This window comes from Vibrio sp. 10N.286.48.F5 (assembly GCF_041469785.1).
In the GTDB taxonomy this organism is placed as follows: Bacteria; Pseudomonadota; Gammaproteobacteria; order Enterobacterales; family Vibrionaceae; genus Vibrio; species Vibrio crassostreae_C.
In genome coordinates this window covers 66389-84042 of sequence record NZ_JBFRLG010000014.1, presented here as the reverse complement: position 1 = coordinate 84042, position 17654 = coordinate 66389, and the positions used below count along the sequence as shown (strand labels likewise).

Genomic DNA, 17654 nt, shown 5'->3' with positions numbered 1-17654 from the left:
AGCATGAAAATCATAGAGACTATTTCCAACACTCGACTGCTTATCTTAATGACCGCACTGCTGATGGTGAGTGGTATTTCTGCGTTCATGACGTTACCACGTGCAGAAGATCCAGTAATCATCAACCGTTACGCGAACATTACTACCAGTTTCCCCGGCGCCAGTGCCGAGCGTGTTGAAACCTTAGTTACTGAGGTTATCGAGAACAAGCTGCGTGAGCTGAGTGAAGTTAAACTCGTGAGCTCAACCTCAAGGCCGGGCGTGTCTATTGTCACCTTAGAATTGAATGACACCATCACCGAGCCTGAGCCGGTTTGGTCTCAAGCTCGCGACAAGCTATCTGACATCGAATCCATTTTGCCTGCGGGTGCTCAATCGCCTGATCTCGATAGCGACCATACCTATGCTTTCACGACCATCGCATCTCTAACTTGGTCTGGTGCAGGCGAGCTTGATAGGTTAACGCTGGGCCGTTATGCCAAAGAGCTCGCCAAGCGACTAAGAACTTTGTCGGGTACTGAATTCGTTGATGAATACGGGATGCCGCAAGAAGAGATTCAAATCAGTTTACGTACGGCCGATGCCGCTGCTCTAGGGCGTTCAAGCGCCAATATCGCTGAATCGCTCGAAGGGGCAGACGCCAAGAACTCGGCGGGTGAACTGGTCAGTGCTTATTCTCGCTTTGGCTTAGAAATTAAATCTGAACTGGATTCCATTGAACGCATTAAGCAAGTGCCAATAGCCACTGATAGCAAAGGTCACATCATCCGTATGGAAGACATTGCTTCGGTGAAACGTGGTGAGAAAACCCCACAAGACCAGATTGCTATTGTTGATGGTGAGCCGGGTGTGATTGTCGCGGCAAGAATGCACCCTGATCTGCGAGTTGATAACTGGACGTCGCGAGCTAATGCTCTGATTGGTAAATTTGAGCAAGAGTTACCAAGTAACGTTAAGGTGACCGTGCTCTTTAATCAGCAAGGTTATACCGAGACTCGCTTAGACGATTTAGGCAAAAGCTTGATGATCGGTTTCGGTCTGATTTTGATTGTGCTGTTTGTCACTTTAGGCGTGCGTGCCGCGATCTTAGTCGCCATTTCTCTGCCGTTAACCTCATTATTGACCTTGTCGATCATGAAAATGACCGGTGTGCCGATTAACCAAATGTCGGTGACAGGCCTAATTGTGGCGCTCGGGATCATGGTTGATAACGCGGTGGTGATGGTCGATACCATTCAGGCGTATCGTTTGAAAGGGCAACAGCGCGCTGAAGCGACCATGAATGCATTGAAGCATTTATGGGTGCCGTTATTAGGCTCAACCTTAACTACCGTGTTGGCGTTTGCTCCGATTATCTTGATGCCGGGTGCATCGGGTGAATTTGTCGGTGGTATTGCGATTACCGTTTCTTTCTCATTGATCGGCTCTTACATCATCTCGCACACCTTAATCGCAGGCTTAGCGACCAAGCTATTGCCGAAACAACTCAGTGATGTCGATAAGAAAGGGCAGCACCATTGGTACATGACGGGTTTGAGAATCCCGGCTTTGACGCGCTGGTTCTCATCTTCTGTCCGCTTTGGTGTGACGCATCCAATCATCACGATTGCTTTGGTGTTATTGGTACCGTTTACCGGTTACTGGAGTATGTCTCAGCTGACTGAGCAATTCTTCCCGCCATCAGACCGAGACATGTTTGAGATTCAGGTTTACATGCCGCCGCAAGCGAGCATTTACGCCACCAAAAACACCTCTGAAAAAATCGACGATATCATTCATCGTTACCCTGAAGTGGAACGCATTGATTGGCTAGTGGGCGCAAACTTCCCATCCTTCTATTACAACCTGCAAGCAAGGCAAAATAATGCGCCGTACTTCTCGCAAGCCATGGTGAAAACAGAGAACTTTGACCAAGCCAATGCGCTAATTCCACAGTTGCAAAAGGTGTTGGATGAAGAGGTGCCGGAAGCACAAATCTTGGTACGTAAGCTTAACCAAGGGCCTCCATTTACCGCGCCCGTTGAACTGCGAGTGTATGGTGAAAACCTCGATACGTTGAAAGCGATTGGTGAGGATGTGCGATTGATTTTGGCGGGTGTTCCTCATGTGACGCACACAAGGGAAACGCTGCAACCGGGTACACCTAAGGTGTGGTTGAAGGTCGATGAAGACACCGCAAAGCTGAACGGTATTTCATTGAACCAGTTCGCAGGTATGCTGCAAACTACGCTGACAGGTCGTGAAAGTGGCTCTGTGATTGAAGGCAGTGAGTCGGTACCAATCCGTGTTCGTGTCGCGGATGAAGCGCGTGAAAACCTAGCGCATTTAAGCAATATTCGTTTGCCAATTAGCTCTGAGGTGTACTCAACGGGAATTAATGTTTCGACTCTGGCAGAACTGGAATTGACGACCAGCCGCGGCGCGATTACTCGTCGTAACGGGCAACGAGTGAACACCATTGAGGGCTACATTGAAGCGGGTGTCTTGCCTCAAACCGTGCTCAATGAATTCCAAAAACGCCTAGAAAACTATCAGATGCCATCAGGCTATACGATTGGTTTTGGTGGTGAATCTGCTGAACGAGATAATTCAGTCAACAGCCTCATCTCGAATGTCGCAGTCGTGGTGGTATTGATGGTTTTGGTGGTGGTGATGTCATTCAACTCGTTCCGAATGAGCAGCATCATCTTCATGGTAGCAGGATTGGCGGGTGGGCTAGGGTTGTTGTCGGTTTGGACTTTCGGTTATCCGTTTGGCTTTACGGTGATCATCGCGATGCTCGGCATTGCAGGTTTGGCGATCAACGCGGCCATTGTCATTCTGACCGAATTGAAGCTAGACAAGGAGGCTTCCTCTGGGAATGTTGATGCGGTCGTTGAGGCGGTGATGTCGTGTACTCGACATATCAGCTCGACCACGATTACGACGGTGGGGGGCTTTATGCCGTTGATCATCGCTGGCGGTGGTTTCTGGCCTCCGTTTGCGGTCGCGATTGTGGGCGGTACCGTATTAACCACGCTTATTTCATTCTACTTTGTGCCTGTGGTTTATCATTTGATGACTCGAAATCAGCGAAAATCCATGACTACTCAAGCGGCATAACTGTTTTTCGATTTAACGTCTCTTCAATTTGGCTACTCTTTAATTGCCCATAATCGAGCCGTATCTGGCTCGATTATGGTGTTGTTATTCTCGATAAATTCACCCCAATTCCTACCATTTTGTTGTGCTTTTTACCGCTATTACGCCCTCAATTAGTCAAACTATCCTTTCTGTTAGTCATTATATTCTTTCAATTCGTCACATTAGTGCATCGATGAATGCTTGATTATCTTTTTGGTGAATGGGTGTGGGTTTTGAATAATCTAACCAGTGAATACCTTGTAAATGGTATGTGAATTAACAATTTTGACGGGCGTCACACTTCTATTTATTCGCTCTTTCTAATGTACCTTGAACTTGCCCCGAGCTTTGGTGGTGAGCGAGTGTTTATCTACTTTTTCTAAACCCCTTGTCAGTACTGGCTCCACCTGTGTAGCACGCTATTGGTGTGTGTCTTAATCGCTTACTGCTTCTTAGTTTTCGTCTTCATAAATGGAAGGTTAGTTTCCAAGTTTGTTTGGTGAGCTTTCAATTTCAACTCTTCATAATGCACCAAATGTAACAATGTATTTCAAAGTGTAACAATTAAGTCATGTTTTCTGTGTGGTTTTAACTCAGCAGTAACGAACCTTATTGCATTGCTTTTTGAGATGCGGCGTTTCACATGCTCAACACATAAATATTCTAATGACCATGACAACCAGTACTCGGGCGTTCGTTCTGAGGCTGGATAACCATCGAGAAAGTTAATGGAAGCTTCAAGATATAAACGCATTTTATCGAGGACAAATCTGTCGAGGATTGGTTTGGTGGGAACCGTCCTGATGCTCGAAGGATGTAACTCCGCATTGCTCGACCCAAAAGGTAGCGTTGGCGTTCAGGAAAAGGAGCTGATTATTACTGCTCTGTTGCTGATGCTGATTGTCGTCATCCCCGTGATCCTGATGACCATCTACTTTGCTTACCGATACCGCGAGAGCAATACCACGGAAGAGTATGCACCTGACTGGGCACACTCAACCAAGATTGAAGTGGTGGTATGGACGATTCCAATCATCATCATCGCGATTCTAGCCACCATCACTTGGCGAACAACACACGAATTAGAGCCATCAAAGCCTTTGGTGAGTGACGTTAAGCCTATGGTGATCGAAGTGGTCTCTCTGGACTGGAAATGGCTGTTCATCTATCCGGAGCAAAACATTGCGACGGTTAACTATGTTGCGTTCCCGAAAGATGTACCGGTGACGTTTAAGCTGACTTCAGACAACATCATGAACGCGTTCTTTATCCCGCGTCTTGGTTCGCAGATCTACGCGATGCCGGGAATGGTGACCAAGCTGAACTTGATTGCTAACCATGAAGGTGACTTCAAAGGTTTTGCATCGAATTACAGTGGCAAAGGTTTCTCACATATGAAATTCACTGCATCAGCCATGCCTGATCAAGTGGCATTTCTAAACTGGGTGGAAAAAGTGAAAGCAAGCCCTGATCGCATTGAAGATTGGGAGCAGTTCCGTTCATTGGCTGCGCCAAGTGTGGCTGAACCCGTCACTCTGTTCTCCAGTATCCCACCATTTTTATTCACCGATGTCGTGACCCAGCACCCTGGTTCAATGAACTGTTTGCCGGAAACCCAAGGATAATCGTCATGTTTGGAAGATTAACTCTAGACTCAATTCCCTACCACGAACCCATTATTTTGGTCACGTTAACCATGATCGCTTTAGTGGGCAGCTTAGTGGTGTACGCGGTAACCAAAGCCGGTAAGTGGCAATACCTTTGGAATGAATGGTTTACGTCTGTAGACCACAAAAAATTGGGCTTCATGTACATTGCTGTAGCGATGGTGATGTTAGTTCGTGGCTTTGCTGATGCGGTCATGATGCGTAGCCAGCAATTGCTTTCTGCAGCCGGTGAAACGGGCTATTTGCCGCCACATCACTACGACCAGATCTTCACGGCTCACGGCGTGATCATGATTTTCTTCGTAGCGATGCCTTTGGTTATCGGTTTGATGAACATCATCGTGCCGTTGCAAATCGGTGCTCGTGATGTTGCATTTCCTTATCTGAATAACCTGAGCTTCTGGCTGTTTGTGGTGGGTATTATCCTAACCAACATGTCACTGGGCTTAGGTGAGTTTGGCCGCACGGGTTGGTTGGCGTATCCGCCGCTTTCCGGTATTGAGGCAAGCCCGGGGGTGGGTGTCGATTATTGGATATGGGCGCTGCAAATATCCGGTGTGGGTACTACGCTAACGGGTGTGAACTTCTTTGCGACCATTTTGCGCATGCGTACTCCGTCTATGCCAATGATGAAGATGCCAGTATTCACGTGGGCGTCTCTGTGTGCCAACATCCTGATCATCATCTCTTTCCCAATCCTAACGGTAACCATCGCGTTACTGACTTTGGATAGATACATCGGCACGCACTTTTTCACCAATGACCTTGGTGGCAACGTGATGATGTATGTGAACCTGATTTGGGCATGGGGACACCCTGAGGTGTACATCCTAATTTTGCCTATCTTCGGTGTGTTCTCTGAAGTGACTGCAACCTTCTCTCGCAAAAAACTGTTTGGTTATACCTCACTGGTATGGGCAACAGTGGCGATCACTATTTTAGCGTTTGTGGTTTGGCTGCATCACTTCTTCACCATGGGTTCTGGCGCCAATGTGAATGCCTTCTTTGGCATCGCGACCATGATTATCTCTATCCCAACCGGGGTTAAGATCTTCAACTGGCTATTTACCATGTACAAAGGTCGTATCCGCTTCACCACACCTATGATGTGGACAGTGGGCTTCCTAATCACCTTTACCGTGGGTGGTATGACGGGCGTATTGATGGCAGTTCCGGGGGCAGATTTCATTCTGCATAACTCGGTATTCCTGATTGCTCACTTCCACAACGTAATCATCGGTGGTGTTGTCTTCGGTTGTTTTGCTGCGATTGGTTACTGGTTCCCGAAAGCGACCGGTTTCACTCTGAACGAGCTTTGGGGCAAACGCGCATTCTACTGCTGGATAATCGGTTTCTTGATGGCGTTCTTGCCGCTTTACGCTCTGGGCTTTATGGGCATGACACGTCGTTTGAGCCAAGACATCAACCCTGAGTTCTTCCCTTTACTGGCGGTTGCGGCTGCAGGTACAGGCGTAATTGCGATGGGTGTGGTGTGTCAGTTCGTTCAGATTTACGTAAGTGTTCGTGACCGCGACCAAAACCGAGATCTAACCGGTGACCCGTGGGGCGGACGTACCTTTGAATGGGCAACGTCTTCACCACCGCCGTTCTATAACTTTGCAAAACTGCCTAAGGGCGATGAGATCGATTCGTTCTGGTATCAAAAGCAAAGTGGCGAGTTTGATCCAACTCAGGAAGAAGAATACGAACGTATTCACATGCCGAAGAACACACCGACAGGCATTTATGTGTCTGCATGGGCGTTGGCATTTGGCTTCGCAATGATCTGGTACATCTGGTGGCTAGCGGCTGCAAGCTTAGTAGGCATCGTGGTGACGTGTATTCAACACAGCTACAACGACGATGTGGACTACTACGTGGAAGTTGAAGAGATCAAAGCGATTGAAGCGGCTCGACGTGCACAGCTTGCAGAAGCGAAGAAACAGTCAGTGAAAGGCGACCATTCTGGTCGTGGTAACAGCGCTGACACTGATAACAACGACAAAAAAGATGACTTGGAGACGACGTATGCAAGCTAATACTCCGTCACACACTTATGATCTTGCACACTCGCATGATCATCACCACGAAGCCGCGGGCAACAAGTTGTTTGGTTTCTGGGTTTACTTGATGAGTGACTGTGTCCTGTTTGCCACGCTTTTCGCGACGTATGCCGTGCTTGAGAGTGGCTCAATCGCTGGGCCGACAGGTAAAGACATCTTTGAACTGCCGTTCGTGTTTGTCGAAACCATGATGCTGCTGTTCAGTAGTATCACCTTCGGCTTTGGCATGATTGCGATGAAGCGCAAAGACGTTCTAGGACTCAAGCGATGGATCAAAGTGACTTTCGTATTGGGCTTAGCCTTTATCTGTATGGAAGTGTATGAGTTCCACCACTTGATTGCAGAAGGCTATGGTCCTCAAGAGAGTGCGTTCCTTTCTGCGTTCTTTACCTTGGTTGGTACACACGGTTTGCACGTAACGTTCGGTCTTATCTGGATGGCGGTGGCGTATCACCAACTTTCAACCAAAGGCTTGAACGACAACATGTCGATGCGTTTCCAGTGCTTAAGTTTGTTCTGGCATTTCCTTGATATCGTTTGGATTTGTGTATTTACCATCGTGTACTTAATGGGGGTGATGTAATGGAACAGCATCTAGACAGCGGTGCAACGGATTACGTGAAAGGCTTTATTGCTTCACTAATTCTCACCATTATTCCGTTCTACATTGTGTGGGCACATGCGCTACCAAGTACGGAAACTTACGTGATCTTGTTCGGCTGTGCGCTGGTGCAAATCTTTGTCCACTTTAAGTACTTCTTGCACATGGAAGCGAAATCTCCCGATGGGCGTTGGAACTTGGTGTCATTGATGTTTACCGCCATTGTTGTATTGATTCTTATCGCTGGCTCGGTATGGATCATCTACAACATGAACGTCAACATGAAGTTGTAGGCTAGGTATGCTGAAAAGATATCTGTCTATCACCAAACCGGGCATCATTTTCGGCAACCTGATTTCTGTTGCGGCGGGGTTCTTCCTCGCCGCAAAAACAGAACCAGCCAATGCGATGTTGTTACTGACAACATTAGCGGGTGTGGGACTTGTGATTGCATCAGGTTGTGTGGTGAATAACATATTTGATCGAGACATCGACCAAAAGATGAAGCGCACACAAAATCGAGAATTGGTTCAGGGCAACATCAATACGGACGTCGCGTTCGTTTATGCCTTGGTTTTACTGCTCTCAGGCACAGCGCTTCTGTTTCAGTTCGCTAATCCGATCTCTGCGGTCATGGTGTTGCTTGGCTATGTGTTTTACGTCTTTTTCTACACCATGTGGTACAAGCGTACATCGGTGTACGGCACTTTAGTCGGCAGTATTTCGGGCGCAGTTCCGCCATTGGTGGGTTACTTGGCGGTGACTAATTACATCAGCCTTGAAGCGGTATTGTTGTTTGTGATGTTCTGTTTATGGCAAATGCCACACTCGTACGCGATCGCGATGTTCCGGATACAAGATTATCGAGATGCAGGCATTCCCGTGTTACCGGTGAAAGAGGGCGTCGACAAAGCACATCAGCACATGAAAGCCTATGTGGTGGCGTTTGGCGCAGTATCATTGGCGCTGTTCCTACTCGGGGAAGCAGGTTATGAATACCTCGCGGTGTCGGCAGCAGTCTGTTTTATGTGGACCAAAGTGACATTCCGCAAAGTCGATTGCCTTAACTACATCCAGTGGTCAAAGACGGTCTTCAAGGTCTCTCTGCTGGTGGTGATGAGCATCAGTGGTGTACTGGGGCTGGAGTTGATTCCGTTGCCTACGCTTTTTTGATTTAAGTTTGTCGTTGAACCCTCAATGTTCTGAAGTCCGAGGGTTTGACGACTTTTTATCTGTCCCGCTTTAAGCTATTACCCTTCAAAAATATCACTAAGCCAATCTTCAAGCTGCTCTCGTTTATCTTGTGGGCCATTGATGATCACTAAGCCGTTTAGTGTCGCGTGATCCCAAGATATAGTGCCAGTTGCTAGCGCATCGAACACATCTAATTCAGTAATTAACAGTAGATCTTCTTCAGTAGGCAAAGTGTCTCTACCTGACACATCGACACCCTTCTCAAGTTTCACTTGGCTGTAATGACCTTTGATTGCTTCGAACAAGTTGAACTCAATTTTGCTTGGGTGGGGTTTCGCAAGCGCAGCCTTGATGGCAAAGAGTCGAAAGTGATCTGGCTTATTGAGGTTGTTGAATTCATCGTCTTGTCTGGCTGTAATGACGTTACCAAATACCTCGAGTGAACCGGGCTCTGTCACCAAACTAAATCCGGTATCTTGGTGAAGACCACAGGCAAACGTGAGTGAAGAGGTAAGCGAAAGAATCAAAGCAAATCGTTTTAACATAATGGTTATCGAGACCTGTAAAAGGATTAAGAATCTGACGGTAGCAGCCGAACCTGACGATAAAAAAGGGACCACAAAGGGTCCCTGTATTTGTTTGTCGTCCATGTGAAGCGGTCAGTGCATCGGTTGATAGTGTGTTATTGATTGTTTACTAATACGCTATCGTCGAAGAGCGACCGTTCGAGCTCGCTATTAGCGAACGATGAGCATGATCTCTTCTGGAGTCATTGCCTTATCGAAGTAGCTCATGAATTGACCGAAGCCTTTGATGTCGCCATTCGAGAACGTGAATGCACCAGACTGTAGGTTGGTACCAATCACTTGTTGAGCGTTTGGACCTGCAATCAAGATTTGGTTCAATACTGCACGAGTGGTGAGGATTGGGTGAACATGGTCAGACTCAGCAGTGTAAGCTAGAGAATCGCCTGTTTTAGAAACAACTTGAATACGTTCGCCTTTTCCCCAGAACATGTTTGATTTGTGTTCGAATAGAACCTCGCTCTTGTAGCGAGCATCAAGATCAATGTTTTGGTATTGCGCAGCATTTGCCGTCTGAAGTTCTTGGCCGACTTTCGATGTCGCTTCGACAATCGGTGTTGCAGATGCAAAACCAGAAGCAAGTAGAGTGCTCGCAATAGCAACAGGAAGCGCCATTTTTTTGAATGTATTAGTCATTGTAGTGACCTTATATTTGGATACGGGAATTGGATTTCTTGAGCCAAATGATAGAGGTGGGGGAGGTCGCTATCTACGCGCTAATAATATTTCAATCTATCGTTTTTTCGATGATTTGTTTGATAAACGATTGTATTGGCGATTAATTTTGATCTAAATCAATTAGTAAATGAGCTTGCAACAGATACAAAAATGCCCTGAAATTCAGGGCATTTGTTTTACAATTAGTCGCTAGTTCATGAGTGGCTGTGATACGAGTGAATAACAGCCAAATCATTGAATATTTAATTGCTTATCAAGAGCTAATCGTTTACCAAGCACCTAAGTATGACTTGTAAGATTGTAGGCGAACCGTTGCTGCACCGATTACATCGATGAAGCCCCAGAACGGATGTGGCTTCTCAGCTGAGATCCAAGCCGCGCCAGTTGAACCAATAGGGATGTTGTAACCTTCTGGTTCAATGATCTCAAGTACGATAGTACGACCTAAACCATTGCCGTTTCTTACCACGTGTTGACCGACGCTTTGTGGCCCCTGAAGTGGAGAAATACTCGACTCACCGGTACCGGCATTAAAGCTGTGTACTTTTGCTCGGAACACGTGGCCTGGGTATGCATCAACGAAGAACTCAGCGAAGTCTCCTACTTGAACATAGCCATAAGTTTGGTCTGAAATACGCATCTCAAGAAACTTTTTGCTGGTGTTGTAGAGGTGCATGTTACCCATGACAGAACCTTCAGCAATATTCACTATCGATACCTGACCATCAAACTCAGCTCTAATGGTTTTTTTCTCTTGCGCCCAATTTACTTTTTGTAAATCGGCTTTTAACGACACCAGTTCAGCATGCAGCACTCGAAGATCAGAGTCGTACTTTTCTACGTCACGCATATTGAAAATTTCAGGTGACGTTTCAGCACGCTCTAAGTCGCGATTCATTTGCTTGATCTCTTCTTCTTTCTGAACAATTGAAGATTCGATCTTTGCTTTGTCTGCGGCTGAGTCAATGTCGACGAGTGTGTAAATTACGTCGCCTTCTTTAACCATTTGGTTGTGCTCAACAAGCACTTTGTCGATCTGCTGACCAAAGATAGGTGACATTACCGCGTGTGGTGCTTTCACTGTGGTTGAGTTGGTTAAATCAACCGGTGCCCATAAGCGAGAGATAACCGCTAATACGGCAAGGATTGTTACGCCGCCAATGGCAGCCCACGTGTAGTTTTTGAAGTTCTTCTTCAGTGCACCTGTCGCAAACAGTGACCATACAATTAGGATGTATGGAATCATCATCTCTTTCATTATGCGACCTCTTTTTCTGTAGGGGATGGTTTTGTTGGAACCTGATTTGTTTGAGACGGCTCTGTTACCGATTGTTCAGGTGTTACGTGGACAGCGGCTGTCGCTGCATTAGTCGCATCTTGTTTAGGCTGAACACCACGGCGAATCACATCACTCAGTGATTGACCAATATGTTTCCAGTTCGCCAATGCGATGACCAAGGCGATAACCCAGAATGTTTTGCTGATGAACAGTCCACAAAGTGACAGTGCAAACACGATCTGTACGTGAGCGCTTTTGTGCTCTTTTGCTTTATGCACTCCCAGTTCATGCAATTGCCACATGCCGTAAATACCGGCTAATACGACAGCAATGGTCACTGAGAACAAGTAACCAGAGAAGGACTCCATCTGGAAGAAGTTCATCATCATTTCATTGGGATGATTGTTGAATTGAGACATGTCGATGTCTTTAGAATGGATTGTGCCTAATGGTGCAAGAGCCCATGCTCCCGCAAACATCACTGCCATAAACAGACAGAATTTGACCAAGACCATCACAATGGCCCAGATTTTCTGGAAAACGATTTTTATAAAGTTCATATCTCAACCTAAATAAGGAGAGAGAAAGTGCAGCCTTGGTACAAGACTTTTAGAAGACATCTGAAAGAGGTGTTGAACTCACGTAACCGTATAGACCTACTGAGTCAAAAGTACTAGATGACAATTAAAAATCGCTTTGACCACGTAGACAACGCATTCTCGCGAATAGAGTGTTAAAAACACCTGGCGAAATCATTCTTAAGTAACGTCTACCATTGATAGGTTCGTTTGCTGCATTGGGTTTTAAGGCCGTCTTCCGTGATGTGTGCAACACCATCATCTACACATTTTTAGGTTTTCTGTTTAGGTTAAGAATTGATTTGTTGGCGAAATAATAGGAAGTGTAACTGGTGCTATCTACGCATTATTGCGATATTGAATTATCGTAATTACGATGAATTGAGTGGTTGCTTAAACGTGAGGTGGGTTTATTTGAACAGGCTCAAACTCGGCTTATAAAATATGTCTATTTAATTAGCCTGGATCATAGAAGTGGCTATAAAAGTATCAATAAGGCAGGACGGAAATATTGAATACTCCGACCAGTCTAGGGTGAGTTTGGGTGGATTAAGCGTTACTGGCACAGCGAAGAGATTTAGATTCCAATCTGGCGAATGTGGCAGCTATTCGAAAGAGTGAGTTGTTCTGACATTTTTGCTCTTTACCATATGATGCTTCCTTCTCAGTTTTGTTTTCTCAATGAGCATCCGTTGTTTCATTCTATCGCTTTTACGATAAGATAATTAAATCTATCGCCAAATGAGCACTGAATCATGAGTAATGACATTCCGAATTTTAACTTATTGGCTGTGTTTTCAGCGGTGATGGAGCAGGGCAGTTTGAGTAAGGCTGCCGATCATTTGAATACCAATCAATCGACGATCAGCACTGCGCTCGGCCGACTGAAAAATGAAATTGGCCAAGAGTTGTTTGTGCGCAGTGGGCGAGGGGTTGTGCCTACTGCTTACTCGCAAAGCTTGTATGAGCAAATCAAAGCGCCAATACACGAGCTCAACGGCGTGTTTCAAGGTATGGCTGGGTTTGATGAAGCGAGTACAGAGCGCAGGTTTGTGGCTTCGGTTCCCGAACATTTAAAGTGGATGTTGCTCGATCGATTTTCTCAGTTATCTAACCAAGGCTTATCTCTTGAGGTGTATGACCAACCAGATAGTGATGATCAAGTCCATGAGGATCTATTAACTCAGAAGTTTGATTTGATGATCGACATTGTGTTGCCTGAGCATTCAAGCATGATGAGCGAAAAGCTCTACGACAGTGAGTTTGTGATTGTTTGCCGAAATGGGCACCCTAGGATCAAAGGTGAGATCACCGAGGCGCAATATCTCAGTGAGCAACATGCGGTTTTAGCCAGAACACGTCGCCAAGTAAGAAGTTTGACTCACTACACTTCGTTAGACTTATCCTCGCGTAAAATTGTAATTCACGGCAGCTCTATGGCCAGTAACCTAATGCTGTGTAGCCAGACTGATTACATCACTGTTGTGCCGCTTTCTATGGCGATCCAGTATCAGGAACGTCTTGGGTTACAGTTGTTCAAACCGCCTTTCGATTATCAGCCTATCTCTCATTACCTCATTTGGTTGAAAAAACAGAACACCGATCCGGCACATAAGTGGTTGAGAGAGCAGATCATCAATACGACTAATGACATGTCTAAATCACTAAACAGTTGGCGCTCCGCTTTCTGATCGTCGCCCTATCTTTTGTTTGCCAAATATCTTCTTAACAAATCACTTGTATTAAGTGAGTTATAATAAAAAATTATCACAATGAGAATTTATGATAATTTCATTTATTTGCTGTCAGCTCGTATATTAACCCTAACAAAGAAGTGGGTAACCTCCACTCACGATTATATCGGCTCAGGTTGCTGGGCTAAAAAGGGCGAAATATGAAATTCCTACACACAATGATCCGAGTTACTGATTTAGACAAGTCTATCGAGTTCTACACCAAGGTATTGGGAATGAAGGAACTTGAACGCCACGAAAACAAAGAGTACCGCTACACATTGGTTTTTGTTGGCTATGAGCAAGGCGGCACGACTATCGAGCTAACGTACAACTGGGATACGAATGAGTACGAGATGGGCAGCGCGTTTGGTCATCTGGCATTGGGTGTAGAAGATATTTACGCAGCATGTGACAAAATCAAATCGCTAGGTGGCAACGTCACTCGCGAAGCGGGTCCAGTGAAAGGCGGCTCAACTCATATCGCTTTTATTACTGACCCAGACGGCTACCAAATCGAACTGATTCAACTAGGTTAATCGAGGATATAACAATGACAAACGCACTATTTCAACCAATTCAACTTGGTAATATCGAGCTTAAAAACCGTATTGTTATGCCACCGATGACGCGTTCTCGCGCAACGCAACCTGGTAATTCAGCAAACGATATGATGGCGGCTTACTACGCTCAGCGTGCTTCTGCAGGTTTGATTATTGCTGAAGGCACACAAATTTCACCTATGGGTCAAGGCTATGCTTGGACTCCGGGTATCTATTCTGATGAGCAGATCGCTGGTTGGAAAAAAGTGACTGATGCCGTACATGAAAAAGAGGGCGTTATCTTCGCTCAACTTTGGCATGTAGGCCGTGTAACACACCCAGACAACATTGGTGGTGAACAGCCAATCTCGTCTTCTGCACTTAAAGCACAAAACGTAAAGGTATTCATCGATAACGGTACTGATGAACCGGGCTTTGTTGATGTGGTTGAACCTCGTGAAATGACGAAACAAGACATCAAAGAGGTAGTTGAACAGTATCGCCAAGCGGCTTTGAATGCGGTTGAAGCAGGCTTTGATGGTATCGAACTTCACGCAGCGAATGGTTACTTAATCAACCAATTCATCGATTCTGAAGCAAACAACCGCACTGACGAATACGGTGGTTCAATTGAAAACCGTTTACGTTTCCTAGGCGAAGTGGTTGAAGCTATGGTTGAAGCGATTGGTGCTGACCGTGTTGGTGTACGCCTTGCTCCGTTCACATCGTTGAATGGTACGGTTGACGCTACACCAGTAGAGACTTACACAGCGGCGGCAGCACTACTTAACCTATACAAAATTGTTTACCTACACATTGCAGAAGTTGATTGGGACGATGCACCTGAAACGCCAAAAGCATTTAAAGCAGCAGTTCGTGAAGCCTACGAGGGTGTCCTTATTTATGCGGGTAAATACGATAGCGAGCGTGGCGAAAAAGCCGTTGCTGAAGGCGTAACTGACATGGTTGGTTTTGGTCGTCCATTCGTTGCGAACCCAGATTTACCAGCTCGTATTCAAAATGGTTACCCACTTGCAGCGCACGATCCAAACACATTGTTCGGTGGTGCTGAAAAAGGTTTAACGGATTACCCAGAATACGCAGGCTAAAAACAGCTGCCTGAAGCAGAGTATTGAGATAGTATCTCGATCCTGTTGAATGTTTATAAAAAGCAACCTTGCAGAGTCGGGTTGCTTTTTTTGTTATTGGACTAAGTAAAATGATGAACGTGAAAGCGATGCGCGGAGAGCTTTACCTTCTATTTGCCACCCTGCTAGCTGGGGTGGGATGGATTGCATCTAAGCTGGTGGTATTAGAAATGCCTGGGCCAGTGTTCATTGGTGTGCGATTCCTCGTCGCGAGTCTTATTCTTCTGCCATTTTGTATTCACCATATTCGTAAGCTTTCGTTTAAGCAGATTCTGTCTCTTTGCGGCGTGGGTTTGTTGTTGTCTGCCTCATTGCAGGTATGGGTGTTTGCAGTTTCGGTGACTGAAAGCTTGTCGGAAGGTGCATTCATCATGAGCTTAGCCATGATCATTGCACCGTTTGTGTCTTGGATTTTGTTTCGAGTTAAGCCTAATCGCGCGTTTTGGATGTCTTTCCCGATCGCGATTATTGGCATGCTGTTGCTGACTTTGGGTAACGGCTGGCATGTTGAGCAGAGTCAGATTTATTTCTTACTAGCATCGATGTTGTTGTCTGTTCACTTTGTGATGAACAAGCGTGTGATTACCAATATCAAGCCTATCGCATCAATCTGTGTGCAACTGTTTGTGGTGGGTGTGAGTGGTTTAGCCTTTGCTTCTATGACAGCTCAGCCGGAGTTCGAAATCACCAAAACCTTAGTCTTCTGGTTTATTGTCTCTGCGGTGATCGCAACGTCTATTCGTTACTTGCTACAAACGGTCGGTCAGCACTCCGTGAACATGGAAGTGGCGGCATTGATCATGATTCTTGAGCCTGTGTGGACGCTGCTGTTAAGTGTGAGTGTGCTTGGCGAAAGTGTAGAGATGCAGAAGCTGCTCGGTGGGGCGGTGATCATTGCTTCACTATTTTGCTATATCAAATGGTCGAGACGAAAATAAAACACTCGGCGCAAGGCCGAGTGTGGGTTGTTTTTCAAGTGCTTTTCTGAGCCTTATCAGGCGAGTGTTGAACAAGACTTGTCGAGTGCAGAGCAAGGGTTAAATTCTGCGAATAAGACGTGCAAAGGGTGTCACCGTACTTATCGTTCTCGCTGGTAACTATTCTAACAACGAGCTTTGAATACAGGTGGTAAAGTCGAACCCTTACCACCATAGTCCTATCGCACAGCCTTCTTTTCTTTATGCCATCAATTCGAATGCACTAGGGGCGGGAAAGGACGTGAATGAATTAGTCGCGAATAGTGACTTTTGTAATCACAATATCTTCGCAAGGCACATCTTCGTGTCCCCAGCGAATGGTTGTTGGTGCTTTCGCAATTTTGTTTACCACATCCATACCTGCTGAAACCTTACCGAATACCGCGTAACCCCAGCCAGCATTGGTTGTTGAGGTGTGATCTAGGAAATCGTTGTCATCAAGGTTGATGAAGAACTGCGCCGTTGCAGAATGTGGTGCATCAGTCCGAGCCATTGCCACAGAACCAATCACATTCTTCAAGCCACGGTTTGCTTCGTTGACGATTGGGGCACGAGTTGGTTTTTCTGTCATGTCGATAGTGTGACCACCACCTTGAATCATGAAACCTTCAATAACACGGTGAAATGTCGTGCCTTCGTAGAAACCGTCTTGGCAGTATTTAAGGAAGTTTTTCGACGTTACTGGCGCTTTTTCAAGGTTCAGTTCAATCTCGATATCGCCAAAGTTGGTGGTGAAAGTAATCATAGGGTTACCTAAAGTTGAAGTTTTACTGAGTCGTAATGACGAAAGTGGGTTGCAGTATAGGGAAAATAACAGCGGATACCAGTGATGGTTTTATTGTGGTTGAATTCTCGTCAACCACCAAAATTACGCCTGATATTGTTTAAGGAACATCTCGACACTTGAAGTAATGAGCACTTGCTTGTGTGCAGCATCCGGTGACGGCACATGACCAATGATTTGCGGCCAAAACGCAAAAGACTTAAGCAGACCAATGAACTGCGTGGAGGCGAATTGTGGGTCTAGTTCTACTAAACGACCGTCTGCCAACGCGGCTTTAATCCAGGTTGTAAGTCCACTTTCTGCTTGGGAATATTTTTCCATCGCTTGATGCGCCAGTTCTGCGTTATGGAAATACTCTGAGAACAAAACGCGTGACAGGTCGATGAAGCCTTCAGACTCAAGTAACTCAAGCTCTTGATTGGCTATCGAGGAAAGCTGTTCTTCAAGTGGCAGTTCTGCTTGATATGGGAAATGCGTTGCGGCCAGAGTTTTGCTCCAAATGCTGTCTAGAATCTCATTTAAAAGCAGTTCTTTGCTGGCAAAGTGATTGTATACGGTGCGCTTTGATACTTCTGCGCGACTCGATATTTTATCCATGCTGGTGGCCTTGTAGCCATGCTCAGTAAACTCTGCGATAGCAGCGGCAACGATCGATTCACGTTTTCTTTGGCTCAGCGTTTTTTTTACAGTCATCGGGATACTA

The 17654-nt window shown here is 45.9% G+C and carries 15 protein-coding genes and 2 pseudogenes; 11 read left to right on the top strand and 6 right to left on the bottom strand.

Going from position 1 to position 17654, the window contains the following annotated elements; translation table 11 throughout:
* Positions 1-3 precede the first annotated feature (3 nt).
* The 6 genes from AB4185_RS10615 to cyoE all read left to right on the top strand — a co-directional run bounded on the left by AB4185_RS10615 (position 4) and on the right by cyoE (position 8627).
* Positions 4-3102 carry an efflux RND transporter permease subunit gene (locus AB4185_RS10615; protein ID WP_372135431.1) on the top strand — a complete coding sequence of 1033 codons (3099 nt, stop codon included), beginning with the start codon at positions 4-6 and terminating at the stop codon, positions 3100-3102.
* A gap of 749 nt (positions 3103-3851) precedes the next feature.
* The gene (gene cyoA / locus AB4185_RS10610; protein WP_372135430.1) at positions 3852-4748 is read left to right on the top strand and encodes a ubiquinol oxidase subunit II; all 897 of its coding nucleotides are present in this window, start codon (positions 3852-3854) and stop codon (positions 4746-4748) included.
* Positions 4749-4753: 5 nt separating this feature from the next.
* A complete protein-coding gene (gene cyoB / locus AB4185_RS10605) occupies positions 4754-6829 on the top strand; it encodes a cytochrome o ubiquinol oxidase subunit I (RefSeq protein ID WP_229648065.1) in 2076 nt (691 codons plus the stop codon).
* Positions 6801-7436: a cytochrome o ubiquinol oxidase subunit III gene (gene cyoC / locus AB4185_RS10600; RefSeq protein WP_136982245.1), complete on the top strand. Its 636-nt coding sequence runs from the start codon at positions 6801-6803 to the stop codon at positions 7434-7436. The genes cyoB and cyoC overlap by 29 nt, the downstream gene beginning before the upstream one ends.
* Positions 7436-7747, top strand: coding sequence for a cytochrome o ubiquinol oxidase subunit IV (gene cyoD, locus AB4185_RS10595; RefSeq protein WP_017066633.1), 312 nt, complete (start codon positions 7436-7438; stop codon positions 7745-7747). The genes cyoC and cyoD overlap by 1 nt, the downstream gene beginning before the upstream one ends.
* 7 nt (positions 7748-7754) lie before the next feature.
* The gene (cyoE, locus tag AB4185_RS10590; RefSeq protein WP_229648066.1) at positions 7755-8627 is read left to right on the top strand and encodes a heme o synthase; all 873 of its coding nucleotides are present in this window, start codon (positions 7755-7757) and stop codon (positions 8625-8627) included.
* A 77-nt stretch (positions 8628-8704) separates the two neighbouring features.
* Here the strand turns inward: cyoE and AB4185_RS10585 are convergent, their stop codons facing one another.
* The 4 genes and pseudogenes from AB4185_RS10585 to AB4185_RS10570 all read right to left on the bottom strand — a co-directional run bounded on the left by AB4185_RS10585 (position 8705) and on the right by AB4185_RS10570 (position 11749).
* Positions 8705-9193 carry a hypothetical protein gene (locus tag AB4185_RS10585; protein WP_012604429.1) on the bottom strand — a complete coding sequence of 163 codons (489 nt, stop codon included), beginning with the start codon at positions 9191-9193 and terminating at the stop codon, positions 8705-8707.
* Positions 9194-9565: 372 nt separating this feature from the next.
* Positions 9566-9868, bottom strand: a pseudogene (locus AB4185_RS10580) (MBL fold metallo-hydrolase); the annotation flags it as partial.
* Between the two features lie 310 nt (positions 9869-10178).
* Entirely contained in the window at positions 10179-11168 is a 990-nt protein-coding gene (locus AB4185_RS10575) for an efflux RND transporter periplasmic adaptor subunit (protein WP_372135429.1), read from the bottom strand.
* Entirely contained in the window at positions 11168-11749 is a 582-nt protein-coding gene (locus AB4185_RS10570) for a magnesium transporter (RefSeq protein WP_372135428.1), read from the bottom strand. Before AB4185_RS10570 ends, AB4185_RS10575 begins: the two co-directional genes overlap by 1 nt.
* A 773-nt stretch (positions 11750-12522) precedes the next feature.
* Here AB4185_RS10570 and AB4185_RS10565 point away from each other — a divergent pair.
* From AB4185_RS10565 to AB4185_RS10545, 5 genes and pseudogenes are all read left to right on the top strand, one after another.
* On the top strand, positions 12523-13458 hold the full coding sequence (locus AB4185_RS10565; protein WP_102394217.1) for a LysR family transcriptional regulator: 936 nt from the start codon (positions 12523-12525) through the stop codon (positions 13456-13458).
* 203 nt (positions 13459-13661) lie between these two features.
* On the top strand, positions 13662-14039 hold the full coding sequence (gene gloA, locus AB4185_RS10560) for a lactoylglutathione lyase (protein ID WP_017066787.1): 378 nt from the start codon (positions 13662-13664) through the stop codon (positions 14037-14039).
* A 14-nt stretch (positions 14040-14053) separates the two neighbouring features.
* Complete coding sequence (locus tag AB4185_RS10555) at positions 14054-15151, top strand: alkene reductase (RefSeq protein WP_017065285.1); 1098 nt, start codon at positions 14054-14056, stop codon at positions 15149-15151.
* Between the two features lie 110 nt (positions 15152-15261).
* A complete protein-coding gene (locus AB4185_RS10550) occupies positions 15262-16128 on the top strand; it encodes a DMT family transporter (RefSeq protein ID WP_017060207.1) in 867 nt (288 codons plus the stop codon).
* 42 nt (positions 16129-16170) lie between these two features.
* Positions 16171-16287 (top strand): annotated as a pseudogene (locus AB4185_RS10545) (cytochrome c); the annotation flags it as partial.
* Between the two features lie 130 nt (positions 16288-16417).
* On the opposite strand, the gene AB4185_RS10540 reads toward AB4185_RS10545, so the two are convergent.
* Both AB4185_RS10540 and AB4185_RS10535 read right to left on the bottom strand, forming a co-directional pair.
* Positions 16418-16912 (bottom strand): peptidylprolyl isomerase, encoded by a 495-nt coding sequence (locus AB4185_RS10540; protein WP_017060208.1) that lies wholly within the window; start codon positions 16910-16912, stop codon positions 16418-16420.
* A gap of 123 nt (positions 16913-17035) precedes the next feature.
* Positions 17036-17644: a TetR/AcrR family transcriptional regulator gene (locus AB4185_RS10535; protein WP_372135427.1), complete on the bottom strand. Its 609-nt coding sequence runs from the start codon at positions 17642-17644 to the stop codon at positions 17036-17038.
* Positions 17645-17654 lie beyond the last annotated feature (10 nt).